Genomic DNA, 17380 nt, shown 5'->3' with positions numbered 1-17380 from the left:
GTCACATTAGTCTTTCTGTCTAACTTTCTGTTTTTCTGCTTTATACTTTTTCCAGCCGACATACGATAGAGATAGAGTAATCATTCCGCCAATAGAAAACATGACCCACCAGAGTGAAGGGTCCGCATTATCTTCCTTCACTCTCTTGTACAGATTACTCCATTCACTTTCCATAATCGTTAAGTGAGACAATACTTTATCTTCATCTACATGCCCCGATCTTATACTTTCTAAATAATTGATTTGTGAATCGATTCTTTGTAATTGTTGTGGTTCGATATCAATAAACAATGCTGGTCTTATCATTTCATAGTGTCGCAAAAATTCATTAAAACGATGTTGAAATGCTTGTATTTCACTTTCTTCTACTGTTTCTTTCATCCTTGACAGTGCATTCATAATGGATTCTTCCGTGTGAAGCCAGAGAGGATGGTAATCACTCGACAAGGCGTCCACAGCTAACCTAAACGCTGTCACTTTATAAATCCTCCGATCAAGAGACATATCCATAGCTGTAACAGCTTCTACAGCACTTTCAAAAGAGCTAGTCACTGTTCGTAAAGCACTCATCGTTACCCCTTCTTTTTGGAAGTCAACTTCAAGAAAAGAAGCTGAAAAATAATCCAACAATTGCTTCGCTTCTTCAAATTCTTGTTGTTTGACTAGCTGAAGGATTTGATCAGATGTGTTGTTTAAACTTTTCCATGTATGTACGGATGAATTTTCATCAGCTAAGATACTTTGTGGTACAGAGAATACTAGTATTAAGATCATTAATATGATTCGTTTACGCATGTTTGTCCCTCCTTCTTCTATTTTCATCCTATGAAGAAATGGACAAGAGTAGACCAAGAAAGAGAGACAAACGTTACATTAACGTGAGATTGTAAGAAATCACCAAAAATAAGGGAGCTCACTAGTAAGCTCCCTTGAATAATCTGCTCTATTTGATTTCTAGAGTTAAACGATTTCCTCTAACACCAATAACATATACGAGAGAAATAGAAATAATACTTAACCAAAATGTAAAATAACCAATTAAATCAATATTCGGAAGTAACTGATGCGACACCCATGGATGCATCATGAATACGTAATCGATTATATCATTATGTAACGTCCATATTGCCGCAACAAGCAAATGCCAAAGTTTCATTCGGTAATAAGGTGCATAGAGGACAGCTTGAATTGCCATTCCTAAATGAGAAAAGATCAGCATATAATTATCAAAAGTTAATGTTGCCCCAGCAATTCCACCAGAAATATTCATGGCAACCGCCCAAATGCCATATTTAATCAAAGTTACAGCACCTAACGCTTCCATTAGCGGCCAATTCTTATGAAATAAGAAGGCAATTAAAACAAAGACAAAAAACAAACTTGCTGTTGGACTATCAGGTACAAAAAGTAAAAAGTACCAAGGGGTCTGCTCGAGTTGCTTTCCATACCAAACATATCCAAAGATCGTTCCTGGAATATTTATTACTAGCATTAAAATGATAACCCACTTTTGACCAAAAAAACGAAGTAAATTTGTTATCATCGCGTATCCTACCTTCTGTCATGATATGAAAAGAGCTGACTGTAACAGTCAGCTCTACTAAATCTTATTCGTCTTCAGGATTACCATGTGCTGCGATGTATTCTGCTAGAATCTCAAGCTCTTCATCAGATCCATCGAATAATCCTGCTGGCATTGCACCAATACCATTAATAATGACATCCTTAACTTCTTCAGCATTTTTCTCAGTAGTAAGGATTGAAGGACCACCAGCTCCACCAGCCATTGTGTCACCGTGACAGCCAATACATGATTGAACAGCATAAATAGAATATCCTTCAGCATCTGTATTAATGTCTGCTTCTTCTACAATTGCACCTTGTTCAGCAGCGGCTTCCCAATCGTGTTGGTCCACTGATTCCCATGTTAAGTAGAAGACAGAGATAAATCCTAGAAGCATCATACTTGTTGCAATAGGACGTCTAAACGGTCGACGTTCTCTACCAGTGTCTAACCAAGGAGCAAGTAATAAAGCACCAAAAGCTAAACCTGGCATAACGATTGTTCCGATAACATTATAGTCACCAGAAGCATATTGATATTTTAAAAGTTGATACAAGAATAAAAAGTACCAGTCAGGTAACGGAATATATCCAGCATCAGTAGGGTCAGCCATACGCTCTAGCGGCGCTGGATGAGCAACTGTAATAAGCAAGTAACCCATTAAGAAAACAGCACCAACCATCCACTCTTTCAAGAGGAAGTTCGGCCAGAACGCTTCTGTTTTACCTGGATACTCCGAGTAGTCTTTAGGAATATTGGGTTTTCGGTTGTTTGCCTTGACACGAGAGTCACCGACAAACTTCATCCCTTTACCACGTTCCATCTCGTTCCCTCCTTTTTCATTTGTCTGCAAGTATGTACAAAAGAGAATCAAACTTTGTCAGTTGGTTACTCTTTTGCAAAACCTAATATTTTTTACAACGGACCAGAAATACCTTGTTTACGGATCATATAGAAGTGAGCCGCTAATAAACCAAGCAATGCTGCTGGTAAGAAGAAGACATGAATCGCAAAGAATCGTGCTAGTGTAGCTGCACCGATCACTTCACCACCGGCAAGTAGCGTCTTAGCAAATCCACCGATTAAAGGTACACTTTCAGCAATTTGAAGAACAACTGCTGTAGCAAAGTATGCTTTCATATCCCAAGGTAATAAGTAACCCGTTACTCCTAATGCAAGCATAACAAAGAAAATAAGGACACCAACTACCCAGTTTAATTCACGAGGTTTTTTATATGAACCTGTAAAGAATACACGCAATGTATGTAAGAACATCATTACGATAACTAAACTTGCGCCCCAGTGGTGCATACCACGTACGATCACACCGAAAGCGACTTCATTTTGTAAGTATGCTACTGATTGATAAGCGTTGACAATATCCGGAACATAATACATCGTTAAGAACATTCCAGATAAGATCTGAATAACTGTGATGAAGAAAGTTAAACCTCCAAAACAGTAAACGAACGCAGAGAAGTGGTGAGCCGGGTTAACGTGCTCAGGAACTTCATGGTCAGCAATATCGCGCCACATAGGCGTAATATCTAGACGCTCATCAACGTAGTCGTAAATTTTTTGAAGCATCGATTACGCCCCTCCTTATGTTCGCTGATTAATTTGACCTAAGTAGACTTTTCCATCTTCAACCACAACATCATACACATCTAGTGGACGTTGCGGAGGTGTACCTGGAATGTTAATACCGTCTTTATCAAACATTCCAAAGTGACATGGACAGAAGAAACGGTCTGGATGTTCTTCTTGAGTACCATAGGCTACGGTACAACCTAAATGGGTACATGTCGGTGATAAAGCTGTTACTGTATTATCACGAATGAAAATGTACGCTTCACGAGTAACCTCAGATTCATACCAAGCATCAACTTGCTCAAATGAGAAGCTAAACTTTTGAGGATCTTCCGTTAATTCTGCAACATCACATACATACTTAAGGTCACTTTCTGCTCCAGCCTTTAATGCCGGATCTAATGCAAATCGTGCCATAGGCATGATTGCACTCGCAGCCATAAAACCACCTACACCTGTAAGTGTGTACGTTAAAAATTGTCTTCGTGAAACTTTGTGGTCTTTTTCGCTCACTCGTCTTCCCCCCCTTACACAATAGGTAAACCCACTAATGGGCATTATTAAACACATATTATACTAGGACATACCCATGATAATACAACATGAAGTAATAAGCAACAATTTCCGCAATTTGGCACAAAATCGGCATATTTTCTGTGATCTATTTCATTGTTTCTTGACTCTATCCTTATCTCGTTATTATTCTCGCCACTTATTTGTCATGATAGGAATTAGTTGCTTCATTTGATCTTTTACAACATCACGCTTATACTCAGAATCCATATGCTCAAGTGGCAAAGTCGGGAGCCAGACTAACATTCCTCCTAGCTCATCTTCAACGATCTTCCAATCACTATCTGATGTTAAATATATAAGGTGCTTGATCCCTCCCGCCTTCAATTCTTCCTCCCAACTTTTCATTCTATCAATGCGGCTTGTTCGATCTTCCTTTTTTAAATAGGAAAATTCGGGAAACTGAATCACTCGACCGTGGAACTGTTTTTCAACCTCTAATGCAATGATCGAAATAAATTCTCCCATTGCCACAGTTTGCTTTACATCTTTCTCCCACGAAATAGGCGTTAATGTAATTAATGCTGTATCAACATATTCTTTCTCCTTTAAATAGGTATCCATTTCAGTTGCCTGCCATTTCATTTGATACACCTCATATTCCAAAAAATTTCATTCTATTATTTTACCTATAAAAATCAAAACAAACAAATAAAAGAGGGCATTCAAAAGTAAAAAACTTTTGAATGCCCTCATCAACTTAATTGTTAGGACATTTATTGTTCATCTAACATCTTTAATTGTTCTACAAGTATTCGAAAGTAAGCTTCATTCTGGTGATCAAGAGCACGGTCAATTTCAGCTAAAAGTTGCTCTTTTCTGAATGTTCGAATAGAGCGTTCCAACAACAACTCGGCTTCTCTTTGAAAAGCAGCAGCTAATTCCATATTTTCAGGTATATGCGGATTATCCTCCAACACAACCAAATAAGGAGGATACTGTTTAGCCCCATTGAAATGCAACTCAATATAAATATCTTCATGTTGATTTAAACGAATATCATGAAATGCTTTTTCTGCATCGGTGGTTATATGCTTTTCTTTATGGAAAGAAAACGGTATGCTATCGACCCCTTTTGCTGAGATTATTAAGGCTTTAGGAGAATGTGCCGCTTGTTCAACAAAATGAACTCTTTCCATTAATTCATCGTCACTCATTAAATAATTTAATAACCAAGCACATTCACGCCGCTTCAACTCAAACTGTTGTAAAAAACTTTTCAGAAACTCCTTTTTATCTACAACTGGAATGATGTTGCCCACGCTTCACCCCTCCTTAAGGTCATTCATTTCATGGTTATTCATGAATAAGATTGTATGATGATATATTCTCTAAATTTCTTTTATTTCCTTTATTATGTTTAAAAATTATTCTAATGAATGTAATAGCTCAATAATGTCTGGGTTCTCTGGTTGAATCGCTAATCGTTTTTCGAATGTAAGTTTTGCTTTTTCTCTCATTCCAAATTCCAATAAAAAGTAACCATATTCTTCCAGAAAGTCAATATCTTCTTGCAATGCAAGTTCAATGGTTTGATAACACGTATATGCCGCTTCGTAATCATCTAGTTCTTTTAAAGCACTCGCCTTAAACCATGTATATAAAATGTCTTCTTCACCATATTCTTTCATATGTTCCATCAACTCAAGTAATTCATCATATTGTTCACTATGCTTAAGGTATGCTGCTAATGTATGTACGGCCTCGACATTTGATGGATTTAATGCAATCACTTTTCTTAAATAGTGCTCTCCATCTTCGGGGTTTTGACGTTTAAAGTTTAATTTTCCTGCTAAGACATAAAGTTGCTCATTGTATTCATCAACACTTATGCCTTTATCAAGGGCTTCATTAGCATCTTCTAACCTTCCCTCAGCTTCATATGCTTTTGCTAAGTAAGGGTATAGACTAGAATAATCAGGATCAAGAGCGAGCAAAGCCTCAAACTGCTCTATCGCTAAGATCATATCACCAATTTGATAGGCGGTAAAAGCATAACCAAACAATGCATTCGCATCTAGGTGATCTTGTAATCCTTCTTTATAATAATGTAGAGCATCTTCAAATTGACCACTAGCACTATATGCCTCAGCTAATAGTAACTCCACATGAAGATTAGGGATTTCCCCTTTTGCATGAACAGCTTTTTTTAAATAAGGAATACTTTTTATGTAATCGCCGCGCTCTAAATAAAATTCCCCAAGTCCATATGAAATAATCGTTTCATTAGGTGCCTTTTTTGCTGCTAAAAGTAACTTTTGCTCTGCTACTTCATCTAAAGATTGCATCTGATACAAATCAGCAAGCAATAATTGCGCTTGAAGATAAGCGGGATCATCCTCTTTTATTTCTAAAAGAAGTTCAATTGCTTCATCTTCTTGATCTAGATCAATCAATAATTCAGCAGCCAGCGCGTATAAACTCCCTTCATCAGGGTACAACATTAATAATTCATCAATAATCTCTTTAGCTTTTTCGATATGCCCTAATTCATGATACACTTGAGCAATATCATACTTCATTTGATGATCGGCTGTTTTCTCTAAAGAATTAAGCTTACTCAGCCCTTCTTCAATATGCCCGTTTTCTATTTCCTGAATTGCCCTTTCAATTGCATTCATCTATATTCCTCCAATGTATTTACCGTCTAGACTTTTTCGACAGCCCTTCCCCGGAACCCTTGCAAAAAATGAAGAAACCATCATTCTAGGAATGACGGCACATAAAAATTTGACTCAACTACTACTTAGCTGCCGGTGTAGTTGTTCATAATACGAAACGTCCGATAAAGATAGAAATCGTCCAGGCCTTTTCACTTCAACCAAACGACCAAAACCAGGACGAAGGGTAATCTGTTCATTCGATTTTATAATTTCACTTTTTAAAACTACTATAACCGGTTCTTTCTCATCATAAACATTCTGCGCTTGACGTGCAACATTTTGCTCTAGCGAAATTTGATTTTGAGTTTCATTTATATGGAATAATAAATAATCTGCATCACTTCCATTGAGCAATACCCCTTTCTTAGGATATAACCCCACTTTTTGTAAACTAGTTTTTGACCACCTTTTTAATGATTGCATAGGAGCATCTGTATGAATTTGAAATCTTTCACAACATCTCATCCATTCTTTAAATGCTAGGTCCTTGAACTTCTCAGAAACCAAGTTGAAATCAGGAATCAAGACAGAATGGTAAGTGAGAAGTGTTTGAGATATGTGTGTCCAAGGTAAGTGTTTAATGTCAGAGAATGATTCAATTTGCACCTTTAAAAAAGGGATACGATGTTGTTGGCAAACTCTTAAAAGAGATGGCCGTAATAACTTTATAGGAATGGTTAAACCGATAGTATAGTCTAGCGTGCTACTTGCCATCGAATGTTTTGCTCTTTTCAATTCAGCTTCAATATCCTTTTCATATTTCACGTTAGGAGCCGCAGCAATGGTTGTACAGCCCTTTCGTATCAATTCGATCTGTCGTTTTTGAAATCCATGAAAGTCCGTACATTTTAAGATACCATCATCAAACATAACTCTTCCATCAGCCATCGCAATTCCATTCATTGCTACTCTTCTTTTATTCCACTTTTCAAATGTTTTCGTTACATATTGTATTTGTCCATCTTTAATTAAATAGGAACGTAACGTTCTTTTACAGTCTTCAACTCTAATTGCCTTATCTAATAAATACATCGCCACTCCTCCTATCAAACATGTTATAGACAAGCTATGTATAGCAATGAAAAATCAGAACAGGGAATAAATGATTTCAGAATTTTTAATAACTCTATTGACAATAATTTCAATTCGTCTATAATATGAATTAAGCGTATGGTTTCTCTCCACTCCTATCCATACAAATTTTAGCTTTTGCTAAACTCCTTATTGAAAACGCTTTCGTTTTTGATAAGGAGATTTTTTTATTCCACATAAAAAAAGCTTAAATCATTAGATCTAAGCTTTATCCCAGATTATTTATTTTTTTAATGCCTCAATATGCTCAAAGAAGCTAGGGTAAGAAACCGCTATGGCATCACTTCTATTAACCGTAACATTTCCGTTTGTAATTAATCCAGCAATCGCCATCGCCATTCCAATACGGTGATCTCCATGACTGCTAACCGATGCACCATTTAAAGAAGCTCTACCTTCGATGATCATGCCATCTTCAGTTGCTTTAATGTTTGCTCCAAGTTTCTTAAGCTCACTTACAACCGTATCTATTCGGTTAGTTTCTTTTACTTTTAGTTCTTCTGCATCACGGATAACCGTTTGCCCTTCTGCTTGAGTTGCTAAAACAGCAATCACTGGAACTTCATCAATTAGCCTTGGAATCAAATCTCCACTAATTTCAATTCCTTTTAAATGCGAAGTTGAAATAGTGACATCTGCAAGTGGTTCTCCACCAACCATTTTTTCATTATGAATGACAAGGTCTGCTCCCATTTGTTTCAAAACATCAATAATTCCCGAGCGGGTTGGATTAAGACCAACTGCTTCTAAAGTAATTTTACTATTAGGGACAATAGCACCTGCCACTAAGAAAAACGCAGCAGATGAGATGTCACCAGGAACTACAATATGTTGAGCAGTTAATGTTTGGCCACCTTCAACTGAAACCGTTAAACCATCTCTTTTTACCTCTACCCCATAAGCTTCAAGCATTCTTTCTGTGTGATCACGAGACAGTGCAGGTTCAGTAACGGATGTAACTCCCTCACTTTGCAAACCAGCCAACAGAATGGCAGACTTAACTTGGGCACTTGCAACTTTAGACTCAAAAGCAATCGCTTTTGTTTCTCCGCCTCTAATTGATAAAGGGGTGTAATTGCCATTATCTCTTCCATCAATGTCTGAACCCATACTACGAAGAGGGTCTGTCACTCGCGCCATCGGTCTTTTTGCAATTGAATCGTCACCAATAACAACTGAATGAAATGGACGTGTAGCTAAAATACCTAGCATTAAGCGAGTTGTTGTTCCTGAGTTTCCTACATCTAGAATTTCTGAAGGTTCTGTTAGTCCTTCCCAACCTTTCCCTTCAATCGTTACTTTCTCTTCTTCTTGTTCGATCTTAACTCCAAGTTTACGAAAACAGTCAATTGTACTGAGACAATCTTCCCCAGGTAAGAAACCTTCTACAGTCGTTGTTCCGTTTGCGATAGCACCAAACATGACCGCTCGATGAGATATAGATTTATCGCCAGGAATCTTAATTGATCCTGTAAGGCCACTTTCTACTTTTTTTACGATTGTCGTACTCATTTTACCACTCCTTACAAAATATACGTATCATACATTTCTTGATGTAGTTTTATTTGTGCTCTTTCCCGGTCTTCTTCTGAACGAAAACTTAATCGAAGAACCCCCATGATATCCTCTCTTGTTTCTAAAATACGAATATTTGTCAAACTAATTTGATGTTGCGCGAGAATACTCGTCACGTCAGAAATAACACCAGGGTGGTCTGGAACATCGACAAATAAATCATAGAAAGATGGAATTGCGCCTTTTTCCCTTACTGGAAGGCCATCCCGAAATTCTTTAGCTACTTGGAAATATGAAAATATTTCGTCTGCACTCTCTTCTTCTATTAAAGTTTTGACATGTTCCATTTCATTAGTCCATGATTTAAGAAGTTGCAATAGACTTTCTTTATTATGTAAAAGAATATCACGCCACATCGTTGGACTTGCTGAGGCTATCCGTGTAATGTCTCGAAATCCACCTGCAGCCAACCTTGAAACGAGTGGATCTTCTCCCTCAATTTTTGCAATTTGATGAACAAGGCTTGCGGCAATTACGTGTGGAAAATGACTAATCGCACCAGCTAATCTATCATGCTGCTCAGCCGTTAATTCAATGAAAGTCGCTCTTGTTCCTTTAAGCCAATTTTGAAGCTGAATGATTGCGCGGACATCCGTACCTTCAGCTGGTGTTAAAATATAAAATGCATTCTCAAATAAATGCTCTCTTGCAGCTTCAACTCCACTTTTATGTGAACCTGCCATAGGGTGACCACCAATGAAAGTAACGCCTTTTTCTTTTAAACAACTTGCTTCTTTAACGATACGTTTTTTCGTACTACCAACATCCGTTATAATTGCACCAGGTTTCAACTCATAAGTCGATATTTCCCGCATTAAACGTTCAGTCTTTGTAACAGGTGTCGCAAGAATAATTAAATCCGCTTTCTTTACACCTTCTTCAATCGTCTGAAATGCCTCATCAATTACTTTAAGAGACAAAGCCATTTTCAGCTGTTCTTCTGAAATGTCAAAGCCACAGATGTTAACGTTATGCTCTTTACGAATAGCAAGAGCAATAGAACCGCCAATTAATCCAAGGCCAACAATGAAAACCGTTCGCTCCATTTTATACTCTCCTCAACACCTAGTAAGAAAACCGTCTCTCAGTTAGAAAGACGATTTCTTATCCTGAATCATTGTTCTACTGGGTGGGCCGTAAGCATCTCCTCTAATACTGAGAACAATTCTTTATTTTCCTCATCTGTTCCTACAGTAATACGAGCACACGTTGGAAAACCAAGTGCTTCGCCTGAACGAATGATAAAACCTTTCTTTAACAAATAGTTAAATACCTCATCACCAGAGCGTTTAAAGTCAATTAAAATAAAATTTGTTTGTGATGGGTAATATTTAAGATTATATTTATCACAAAAATCTTCAAACTGCTTCAATGATTTCGTGTTTTTCTCTACACAGTCTGCAATAAAACCTTCATCCTCTAAAGCAGCAACAGCAGCTGCATGAGCAAAAGTTGTGTTATTAAATGGCGGCCTTACAGGATCAAGTGTTGAAATCAATTGTGGATTAGCTATTCCGTATCCTATTCGTAAAGCTGCTAATCCATAAGCTTTTGAAAAAGTACGTAGAATAATTAAGTTGTCAAACTTTTCAAGTAAAGGAACTGTCTCTGGATAATCATTAGCAGTAACATACTCATAATAAGCCTCATCAGATACGACTAGAACATGTTCAGGTACACGCTCCAAAAAGTCAACAAACGCATCCTCATTCACATATGTACCAGAAGGGTTATTCGGATTACACACCCAAATAATACGAGTATTTTCGTCAATTGCCTCTAACATTGCCTCAAGATCATGAACACCGTCTACAGACGGTACTTCACGCACCTCAGCCCCTTCAATCGTTGCGTTTAATTTATATTGTGAAAAAGTTGGATCGGCTGTTATCGTATTCGTGTCTGGCGTTAGAAACGCTCTGCATAAAAATTGAATGACCTCATCTGAACCATTGCCAAAGACAAGTTGGTTCTCATTAACACCTATTTTAGCCGCAATTTTTTCACGAATAGTAGCCGCATATCCATCAGGATAAATGGCCGTATCGAAAGCTATACTTTGAATTGCTTCTGATGCTTTCTTGGATGAACCATATGGGTTCTCGTTGGAAGCTAGCTTTATAACTTTAGATAATCCTAACTCTCTTTTTACTTCATCGATCGGTTTACCTGGTTTATACGAAGGTAAACCAAGCAACTGTGGTTTTGCTTGCATTCATTAGCACCTCATTTATCAGAAATGTCCTACATTATTATGTTACGATGAAATCAGTGTCGAAACAAACCTTTTTATTTCTTGAAGTGCTTCAGGACGCGTGTTACTATCGGTAAGTTCTTTTTGTCTCGCACCAATTTCGGCTACAAGTGCACTACCAACAACGACACCATCGGCATGCTCACTCATCGCTTTCACTTGCTCATTTGACGAAATCCCAAAGCCGACTGCTGTCGGAATCGTACTTGCTTCTCTTACTGTTTTTAAAAAGTCATAAATACGAGGGTCTAATTGATTACGTACCCCTGTTACACCTAACGATGAAACACAATATAAAAATCCTTTAGCTCGTTTTGCTATTTTAATCATTCGTTGCTTTGAAGTAGGAGCAACTAAAGAAATTAAGGAAAGATGGTTCTTTTCACATAGTTGGTCTAAATATTCACTTTCTTCATATGGTAGATCTGGGACAAGCACCCCATCAATTCCTAACTCAGCTGCAACACTCGCAAAGCGCTCTTCCCCATATTGCAACAATGGATTATAGTAAGTGAAAATAACCACTGGTATTGATAACCCTCGTTCTCTCATTAAAGGAACTAGTTTTAAAGCTTTTTCTAATGACATTCCAGAACTTAGTGCTCTCTTTGATGCTTCCTGAATTGTAGGTCCATCAGCGAGAGGGTCTGAATATGGAATACCAAGTTCTAAAATACTCGCTCCAGCTTCTTCTAAACTTAGAGCAATTTCAACTGTTACTTCTGCCGTTGGATCCCCCGCCGTGATAAAAGGGATGAATAATGGCTTCTCACTTTCTGTTGCTATTTGCATACGATTACTTGCCATCTGTCTCACCTCGGAAATGTTTCATTAAAGTATGAACATCTTTGTCTCCACGCCCTGATAGACAAACAAGAATTGTATCATCTGGTGATAGTTCTTGCGCACGTTCAAATGCTTTAGCTAAAGCATGAGCTGACTCAACTGCTGGAATAATCCCTTCTTTCTCCGATAGTAGCTTCAAAGCATCAAGTGCTTGCTGATCAGTAACTGCCTCATATTTAACCCGTCCATTATTCGCTAAAAAGGCATGCTCAGGTCCAATACCCGGATAATCTAACCCAGCAGAAATCGAATATGGCTCAATAATTTGGCCGGCTTCATCCTGCAATAAATAGGTTAGAGAGCCATGTATTACTCCCTTTCGACCATGAGTGATTGTGGCAGCATGTTTATCTGTTTCCACACCTAAACCAGCGGCTTCTACTCCAATTAACGTAACTTCATCTTCGAGAAACGGGTAAAACATACCAATTGCATTACTACCTCCACCTACACATGCAATTATTTCATTTGGGAGGTGTTTTTCTCTATTTAAAAACTGTGCCTTTGCTTCATCACCAATGATTCTTTGAAAATCTCGAACCATCTTCGGGTACGGATGAGGACCAACTACTGATCCAATTAAGTAGAATGTATCTTCAGCGTTCGCTACCCAATAACGAATCGCCTCGTTTGTGGCATCCTTTAATGTTTTGCTTCCTGACGTCGCAGGAACAACCTCCGCTCCAAGCATCTCCATTCGAAACACATTTAATGCTTGACGTTCCATATCTTCGGCACCCATAAATACTTTGCACTCAAGGCCAAATCTAGCTGCAATCGTCGCTGAAGCTACACCGTGCTGGCCTGCACCTGTCTCTGCGACTATTTTTGTTTTCCCCATCTTTTTAGCTAGAAGTGCTTGTCCCATTGCATTATTTAACTTGTGCGCGCCTGTGTGAAGCAAGTCTTCACGTTTTAAGTATATTTTGGCTCCTCCTAGTTCCTTCGTCACATTTTCCGCATATGACAAAGTTGTTGGTCGTCCAGCATATTCCTTCAAATTTGTTAAATATTCCTCTTTAAAAGATTCATCAGCCATCGCTTCGTCTAAAGCTGCTTCTAGTTCTTCAATTACACTCATAAGCGTCTCAGGAACATATTTCCCTCCAAATTCACCGAAGCGCCCGTTTTTATCTGGATGTGCTGTTATCATGCCGATTCATCCTTTCTTCTAGCTCTGCTATTAATTTCCGCGATTTTCTACCTTCTTCTTCAATCCCACTAGAAACATCGATTCCGTCTGGCTTGTAGCGAAGAACTTTTTTAATATTGCTAGGGTTGATTCCACCAGCGATAAACACAGGAACCCCTTGAACTTTTCCTTCTGCTAAATAGTTTGGAATATAGTTCCAGTCAAAAGAAACTCCTGTTCCTCCCCACTGATTGCCAACTTTACAATCAACAATATATCCATCAACAATTCCTGTATAGCTGCTCATCGTATTTATCGCTTGTTCATTGTGGTGAATGGCTTTCCATATGGGTAAACCTGTAACGCTCTTTACTTCTCTTAATTGTTCCGCGCTTTCACTCCCATGACATTGGATAATATCAATAGGTAACGTTGAAACAACTTCCTTGATTGTCTCAACTGACTCATTAACAAATAAGGCTACAACCTTTTTTTCTTCTGTTTTTCTATCCTTTAACCACCGTTTCAGCTGATCCACGGACACTTGTCGCTTGCTTTGTGCAAAAACGAAACCGACGTAATCTGCCGTACTAGAGAAAACTAGTTTCGTATCATCAGAAGAGTGATTTCCACAAAGCTTAAGAAGAGGATACAATAGACTCTCCCCCAAACAAAACGGAAATACCTTCCTCTGGTGTGACAGCCCTCATTAACGATTCTCCGACTAGTACTCCAGAAGCTCCAGCTTTTCCTACTCGTTCGAGATCTTCTTTATGATGGATACCACTCTCACTTACAAAAAGGCTACCTTTTGGAATAAGTGACGCCATCTCGTCTGTTTGCGATAAGGAGGTTTCAAACGTTTTAAGATTACGATTGTTTACTCCAATAATTTTCGGATGAAATAATGATACTAGTTCTTCTAATTCACTTTTCGCATGAACTTCAACTAAGCACTCTAGCCCTAGACTATACGCATAGTCATAAAGCTCTTTTAATTCATTAATAGGGACCGTCCCTACAATTAATAACATTGCATCGGCGCCCATTCTTACTGTCTCATCAATTTGTTGTTTACTTATGATAAAGTCTTTTCTCATAATTGGTAATGCAACTGTTTTTTTCACAGTTGTTAAATAATTACGATGACCTTGAAAGTACTTTTGGTCTGTTAGAACAGAAATCGCATCTGCCCCTCCTGCTTCATACCCTTTTGCTATTTCTTCAGGGTTAAAATGTTCTTTAATAAGCCCTTTCGACGGTGATGCTTTTTTCACTTCAGCAATTAAGCCAATAGAGCGCTTAGGTTTTTTTAATGCTTTGTATAGAGAGAAATGCGGAACATCAACTTGATCAGGAAGTGTTAATGCCGCAATTTCCTCTCGCTTCGTTTCAAGTATTTTTTCAAGCATGTTGACGAGCCTCCTGTATCGATTGATAGTGCTTGTAAACCACTCCAGTTTGGATGGCCTTTTGAACTATTTCAACGCCTTCGGCGATTGATGAGACCTCTTTAACAGCGTAAAGAGCTGCTGCTGAATTGAACGCAACAATTCCAGTAGCTGATTCATTTGCTTCACCTTTAAAAATTTGCTGAATTAAAGCAGCACTTTCAGACGGAGTCTTTACTTGTATGTCTTCTAAAGCCCCTCGCTTTAATCCCACATCCTCAGGACTAATCGTATAGATTTTCTTTTCTGTTCCGTTCACTTCAATCACTTTCGATTCAGTTGTAATTGATAACTCATCTAAGCCCTCTCCACCAGTGACCAGAAGCGTTCTCGTCGTCCCTAAGCGGATTAATGTATCTGCCATTTTCTTTGCAAAATCATGGTTATATACTCCTAATAATTGATGCTTGGCACCTGCTGGATTCGTTAAAGGACCAAGTAAATTAAAAATGGTTCTAAATCCAATTTCTTTTCTAGGAGTAACAGCATGTTTCATAGATTGGTGATAAAGAGGTGCAAATAAGAAACACAAGTTGGAATTAACCAGAGATTTCCTAGCTTCTTCTTTTGTGTGTTGAGTTGGAACTTGAAGTTCTTCTAGAACATCTGCACTACCACTTTTAGAAGATACAGCGCGATTCCCATGTTTTGCAACACGAACACCCAAAGCTGATAACACAATAGCTGAAGCCGTTGAGATGTTAAACGTACTTAATTCATCTCCACCAGTTCCACACGTATCAACAACAGTAAAGTCATCTGTTTTAATACGAATCGAATGAGCTTGCATAGATCGAGCAAAGCCGGTCATTTCATCAACTGTTTCTCCTCGAAATCTCATTAATGTTAAAAGACTTGCAATTTGGCTTGCCGTCGCTTGACCGGTCATGATTTCATCCATAACCTCTTGCGCCTCTTGCTCAGTCATCGTATATCCATCTAAACAAGACCTCAAAATGTTCTTAAGCATGATTAGTTACCCCTTTCTCACCAAACATTTCTTCCGCCATTTGAGCTGCTCGAATCAATGCTTTCGCCTTATTTTGCGTTTCTTCATACTCTTTTTCAGGATCTGAATCTGCTACAATTCCTGCTCCTGCTTGAATAAAGGCTTTACCATTTTGAATGACCATTGTCCGAATTGCGATACACGAATCTATATTTCCGTCATATCCAAGATAACCGATTGCACCTGCATAGATCCCACGTTTAGTCGGCTCAAGCTCTTGTAAAATTTCCATTGCACGAATTTTCGGAGCTCCAGATACCGTTCCTGCCGGGAAAGATGCCATAAGTGCTTCTAATGGCTCAGTACCTTGACGTAGCCTACCGGTTACTTTCGATATAATATGCATCACATGTGAGAATCTTCCAACCTCGAGTAAAGTAGGGGTTTCTACAGAGCCATATTCAGCAATACGACCTACATCATTTCGGGCTAGATCAACAAGCATATAATGTTCAGCTCTTTCTTTTTCATCAGCTAATAAATCTTCTTCCAATAAACGATCTTCGAGCTCTGTTTTTCCGCGCTTTCTCGTTCCGGCAATCGGATGAATTTCCACGTGACCATCTTGTACTTGAACAAGTCGTTCTGGAGAACTTCCAACAACTTCAACCTCATCGAACTTTAAATAAAACAAGTATGGAGATGGATTGACCATTCTTAGTACACGATAAACATCTAGGGCAGATGCAGACAGATTCATTTCAAAACGTTGAGATAACACGGTCTGGAAGACATCCCCAGCTTTGATATACTCTTTTATTTTTTCAACATCAGCTATAAATGACTCTTTTTCATAGTTTGATGTAATATGTTCAAAAGAAACTTCTTCTTCAGCATTAGGCGTGTTTTTCAAGTTTAATCCATTAGTCGGATTTTCCAATATAGAAGAAATTCGTTTAATCTCTGCTCGAGCACAATGATACGTATTAACTAAAGATTCTCCTTCACTTGGCTGTGCGTGAACGACAATCGAAAGCTCTTTATTCGTATGATCATATGCAATTAATGTTTGACAAAAGAGAAACTGATAATATGGCAAACGATCTGTAGAATTAGTCAAAAGAATAGGTTCAATTGTTTCAATTGCATCATAACTCATGTATCCAACTGCTCCACCACGAAATGGAATTGGGATATCAACCGGCTGAACATTCAAATAATTCATTGTGTCGTTAAAAGCCTCTTGAAATGAACTTGATTCAATAATCACTTCGCGGTCTTTTGAGTACGTACGATAAACGCGTTCTTCTTCTACTAGTTCAAACATTGGGTTTAATCCAATAAAAGAATATCTAGACCACGGTGATTGTTCATCTTTACTTTCAAGTAAAAAGGAAACTTGGTCGGATAATTGATGGACAATTTGAATAGGAGTTAATCCATCCGCAAAAAAACGCTGATAAACGGGAATAGTTTGATACGACGATGCAGCTTTCTCAAATTCTAAAAACGTTGGGGTTATCATTAACAATCACTCCTTAATTTTGGAATGAATGAAATGAGTGAGAGGGGGAATAAAAGCTTTATATGAAATTAATTATAATAAAACCTCCTAAACTAATTGTTTAGGAGGTTAATAGGTAGACTTATCCCTCAACTAAACTCTGCTCTCCTCAACTCAATCTCATTCT

The 17380-nt window shown here is 38.1% G+C and carries 18 protein-coding genes; all 18 read right to left on the bottom strand.

Going from position 1 to position 17380, the window contains the following annotated elements; translation table 11 throughout:
• Positions 1-6 precede the first annotated feature (6 nt).
• Entirely contained in the window at positions 7-795 is a 789-nt protein-coding gene (gene ypjB, locus BkAM31D_RS10205) for a sporulation protein YpjB (RefSeq protein ID WP_066151476.1), read from the bottom strand.
• Positions 796-943: 148 nt separating this feature from the next.
• Entirely contained in the window at positions 944-1543 is a 600-nt protein-coding gene (lhaT, locus tag BkAM31D_RS10200; RefSeq protein ID WP_066151477.1) for a lipoprotein heptaprenylglyceryl N-acetyltransferase LhaT, read from the bottom strand.
• A gap of 64 nt (positions 1544-1607) precedes the next feature.
• Positions 1608-2387 (bottom strand): menaquinol-cytochrome c reductase cytochrome b/c subunit, encoded by a 780-nt coding sequence (locus BkAM31D_RS10195; RefSeq protein WP_085449783.1) that lies wholly within the window; start codon positions 2385-2387, stop codon positions 1608-1610.
• A 92-nt stretch (positions 2388-2479) separates the two neighbouring features.
• The gene (gene qcrB, locus BkAM31D_RS10190) at positions 2480-3151 is read right to left on the bottom strand and encodes a menaquinol-cytochrome c reductase cytochrome b subunit (RefSeq protein ID WP_066151480.1); all 672 of its coding nucleotides are present in this window, start codon (positions 3149-3151) and stop codon (positions 2480-2482) included.
• A gap of 15 nt (positions 3152-3166) precedes the next feature.
• Positions 3167-3667, bottom strand: coding sequence for a Rieske (2Fe-2S) protein (locus tag BkAM31D_RS10185; RefSeq protein ID WP_084372042.1), 501 nt, complete (start codon positions 3665-3667; stop codon positions 3167-3169).
• A 186-nt stretch (positions 3668-3853) separates the two neighbouring features.
• Positions 3854-4312, bottom strand: a complete 459-nt coding sequence (locus BkAM31D_RS10180) for a YpiF family protein (protein ID WP_066151483.1) — start codon at positions 4310-4312, stop codon at positions 3854-3856.
• A gap of 131 nt (positions 4313-4443) precedes the next feature.
• Entirely contained in the window at positions 4444-4989 is a 546-nt protein-coding gene (locus BkAM31D_RS10175; RefSeq protein ID WP_066151485.1) for a ReoY family proteolytic degradation factor, read from the bottom strand.
• Between the two features lie 105 nt (positions 4990-5094).
• The gene (locus BkAM31D_RS10170) at positions 5095-6348 is read right to left on the bottom strand and encodes a tetratricopeptide repeat protein (RefSeq protein ID WP_066151486.1); all 1254 of its coding nucleotides are present in this window, start codon (positions 6346-6348) and stop codon (positions 5095-5097) included.
• Between the two features lie 114 nt (positions 6349-6462).
• Positions 6463-7422 (bottom strand): hypothetical protein, encoded by a 960-nt coding sequence (locus BkAM31D_RS10165; protein ID WP_066151487.1) that lies wholly within the window; start codon positions 7420-7422, stop codon positions 6463-6465.
• A 282-nt stretch (positions 7423-7704) separates the two neighbouring features.
• Positions 7705-8994 (bottom strand): 3-phosphoshikimate 1-carboxyvinyltransferase, encoded by a 1290-nt coding sequence (gene aroA / locus BkAM31D_RS10160; RefSeq protein WP_066151489.1) that lies wholly within the window; start codon positions 8992-8994, stop codon positions 7705-7707.
• An 11-nt stretch (positions 8995-9005) separates the two neighbouring features.
• Complete coding sequence (locus BkAM31D_RS10155) at positions 9006-10103, bottom strand: prephenate dehydrogenase (RefSeq protein ID WP_066151491.1); 1098 nt, start codon at positions 10101-10103, stop codon at positions 9006-9008.
• A 68-nt stretch (positions 10104-10171) separates the two neighbouring features.
• On the bottom strand, positions 10172-11272 hold the full coding sequence (gene hisC, locus BkAM31D_RS10150; protein WP_066151493.1) for a histidinol-phosphate transaminase: 1101 nt from the start codon (positions 11270-11272) through the stop codon (positions 10172-10174).
• Positions 11273-11314: 42 nt separating this feature from the next.
• Positions 11315-12118, bottom strand: coding sequence for a tryptophan synthase subunit alpha (gene trpA / locus BkAM31D_RS10145; protein WP_235820322.1), 804 nt, complete (start codon positions 12116-12118; stop codon positions 11315-11317).
• A complete protein-coding gene (gene trpB / locus BkAM31D_RS10140; RefSeq protein WP_066151495.1) occupies positions 12108-13310 on the bottom strand; it encodes a tryptophan synthase subunit beta in 1203 nt (400 codons plus the stop codon). The genes trpA and trpB overlap by 11 nt, the downstream gene beginning before the upstream one ends.
• Entirely contained in the window at positions 13288-13944 is a 657-nt protein-coding gene (locus BkAM31D_RS10135; protein ID WP_066151496.1) for a phosphoribosylanthranilate isomerase, read from the bottom strand. Before BkAM31D_RS10135 ends, trpB begins: the two co-directional genes overlap by 23 nt.
• A complete protein-coding gene (gene trpC, locus BkAM31D_RS10130; RefSeq protein WP_066151497.1) occupies positions 13928-14701 on the bottom strand; it encodes an indole-3-glycerol phosphate synthase TrpC in 774 nt (257 codons plus the stop codon). Before trpC ends, BkAM31D_RS10135 begins: the two co-directional genes overlap by 17 nt.
• Entirely contained in the window at positions 14694-15710 is a 1017-nt protein-coding gene (gene trpD, locus BkAM31D_RS10125) for an anthranilate phosphoribosyltransferase (protein WP_066151498.1), read from the bottom strand. The genes trpC and trpD overlap by 8 nt, the downstream gene beginning before the upstream one ends.
• Positions 15703-17214 (bottom strand): anthranilate synthase component I, encoded by a 1512-nt coding sequence (gene trpE / locus BkAM31D_RS10120; RefSeq protein WP_084372043.1) that lies wholly within the window; start codon positions 17212-17214, stop codon positions 15703-15705. The genes trpD and trpE overlap by 8 nt, the downstream gene beginning before the upstream one ends.
• Positions 17215-17380: the final 166 nt, after the last annotated feature.

Source organism: Halalkalibacter krulwichiae (assembly GCF_002109385.1).
GTDB classification, from domain to species: domain Bacteria; phylum Bacillota; class Bacilli; order Bacillales; family Bacillaceae_D; genus Halalkalibacter; species Halalkalibacter krulwichiae.
This window is presented reverse-complemented; position numbering and strand designations above follow the sequence as displayed.

Excerpts from the sequence above, each read along its gene's own strand:
- ypjB (WP_066151476.1), bottom strand. The coding sequence starts at position 795 with ATGCGTAAACGAATCATATTAATGATCTTAATACTAGTATTCTCTGTA.
- lhaT (WP_066151477.1), bottom strand. The coding sequence starts at position 1,543 with ATGATAACAAATTTACTTCGTTTTTTTGGTCAAAAGTGGGTTATCATT.
- BkAM31D_RS10195 (WP_085449783.1), bottom strand. The coding sequence starts at position 2,387 with ATGGAACGTGGTAAAGGGATGAAGTTTGTCGGTGACTCTCGTGTCAAG.
- qcrB (WP_066151480.1), bottom strand. The coding sequence starts at position 3,151 with ATGCTTCAAAAAATTTACGACTACGTTGATGAGCGTCTAGATATTACG.
- BkAM31D_RS10180 (WP_066151483.1), bottom strand. The coding sequence starts at position 4,312 with ATGAAATGGCAGGCAACTGAAATGGATACCTATTTAAAGGAGAAAGAA.
- BkAM31D_RS10170 (WP_066151486.1), bottom strand. The coding sequence starts at position 6,348 with ATGAATGCAATTGAAAGGGCAATTCAGGAAATAGAAAACGGGCATATT.
- BkAM31D_RS10165 (WP_066151487.1), bottom strand. The coding sequence starts at position 7,422 with ATGTATTTATTAGATAAGGCAATTAGAGTTGAAGACTGTAAAAGAACG.
- aroA (WP_066151489.1), bottom strand. The coding sequence starts at position 8,994 with ATGAGTACGACAATCGTAAAAAAAGTAGAAAGTGGCCTTACAGGATCA.
- BkAM31D_RS10155 (WP_066151491.1), bottom strand. The coding sequence starts at position 10,103 with ATGGAGCGAACGGTTTTCATTGTTGGCCTTGGATTAATTGGCGGTTCT.
- hisC (WP_066151493.1), bottom strand. The coding sequence starts at position 11,272 with ATGCAAGCAAAACCACAGTTGCTTGGTTTACCTTCGTATAAACCAGGT.
- trpA (WP_235820322.1), bottom strand. The coding sequence starts at position 12,118 with ATGGCAAGTAATCGTATGCAAATAGCAACAGAAAGTGAGAAGCCATTA.
- trpB (WP_066151495.1), bottom strand. The coding sequence starts at position 13,310 with ATGATAACAGCACATCCAGATAAAAACGGGCGCTTCGGTGAATTTGGA.
- trpC (WP_066151497.1), bottom strand. The coding sequence starts at position 14,701 with ATGCTTGAAAAAATACTTGAAACGAAGCGAGAGGAAATTGCGGCATTA.
- trpD (WP_066151498.1), bottom strand. The coding sequence starts at position 15,710 with ATGCTTAAGAACATTTTGAGGTCTTGTTTAGATGGATATACGATGACT.
- trpE (WP_084372043.1), bottom strand. The coding sequence starts at position 17,214 with ATGATAACCCCAACGTTTTTAGAATTTGAGAAAGCTGCATCGTCGTAT.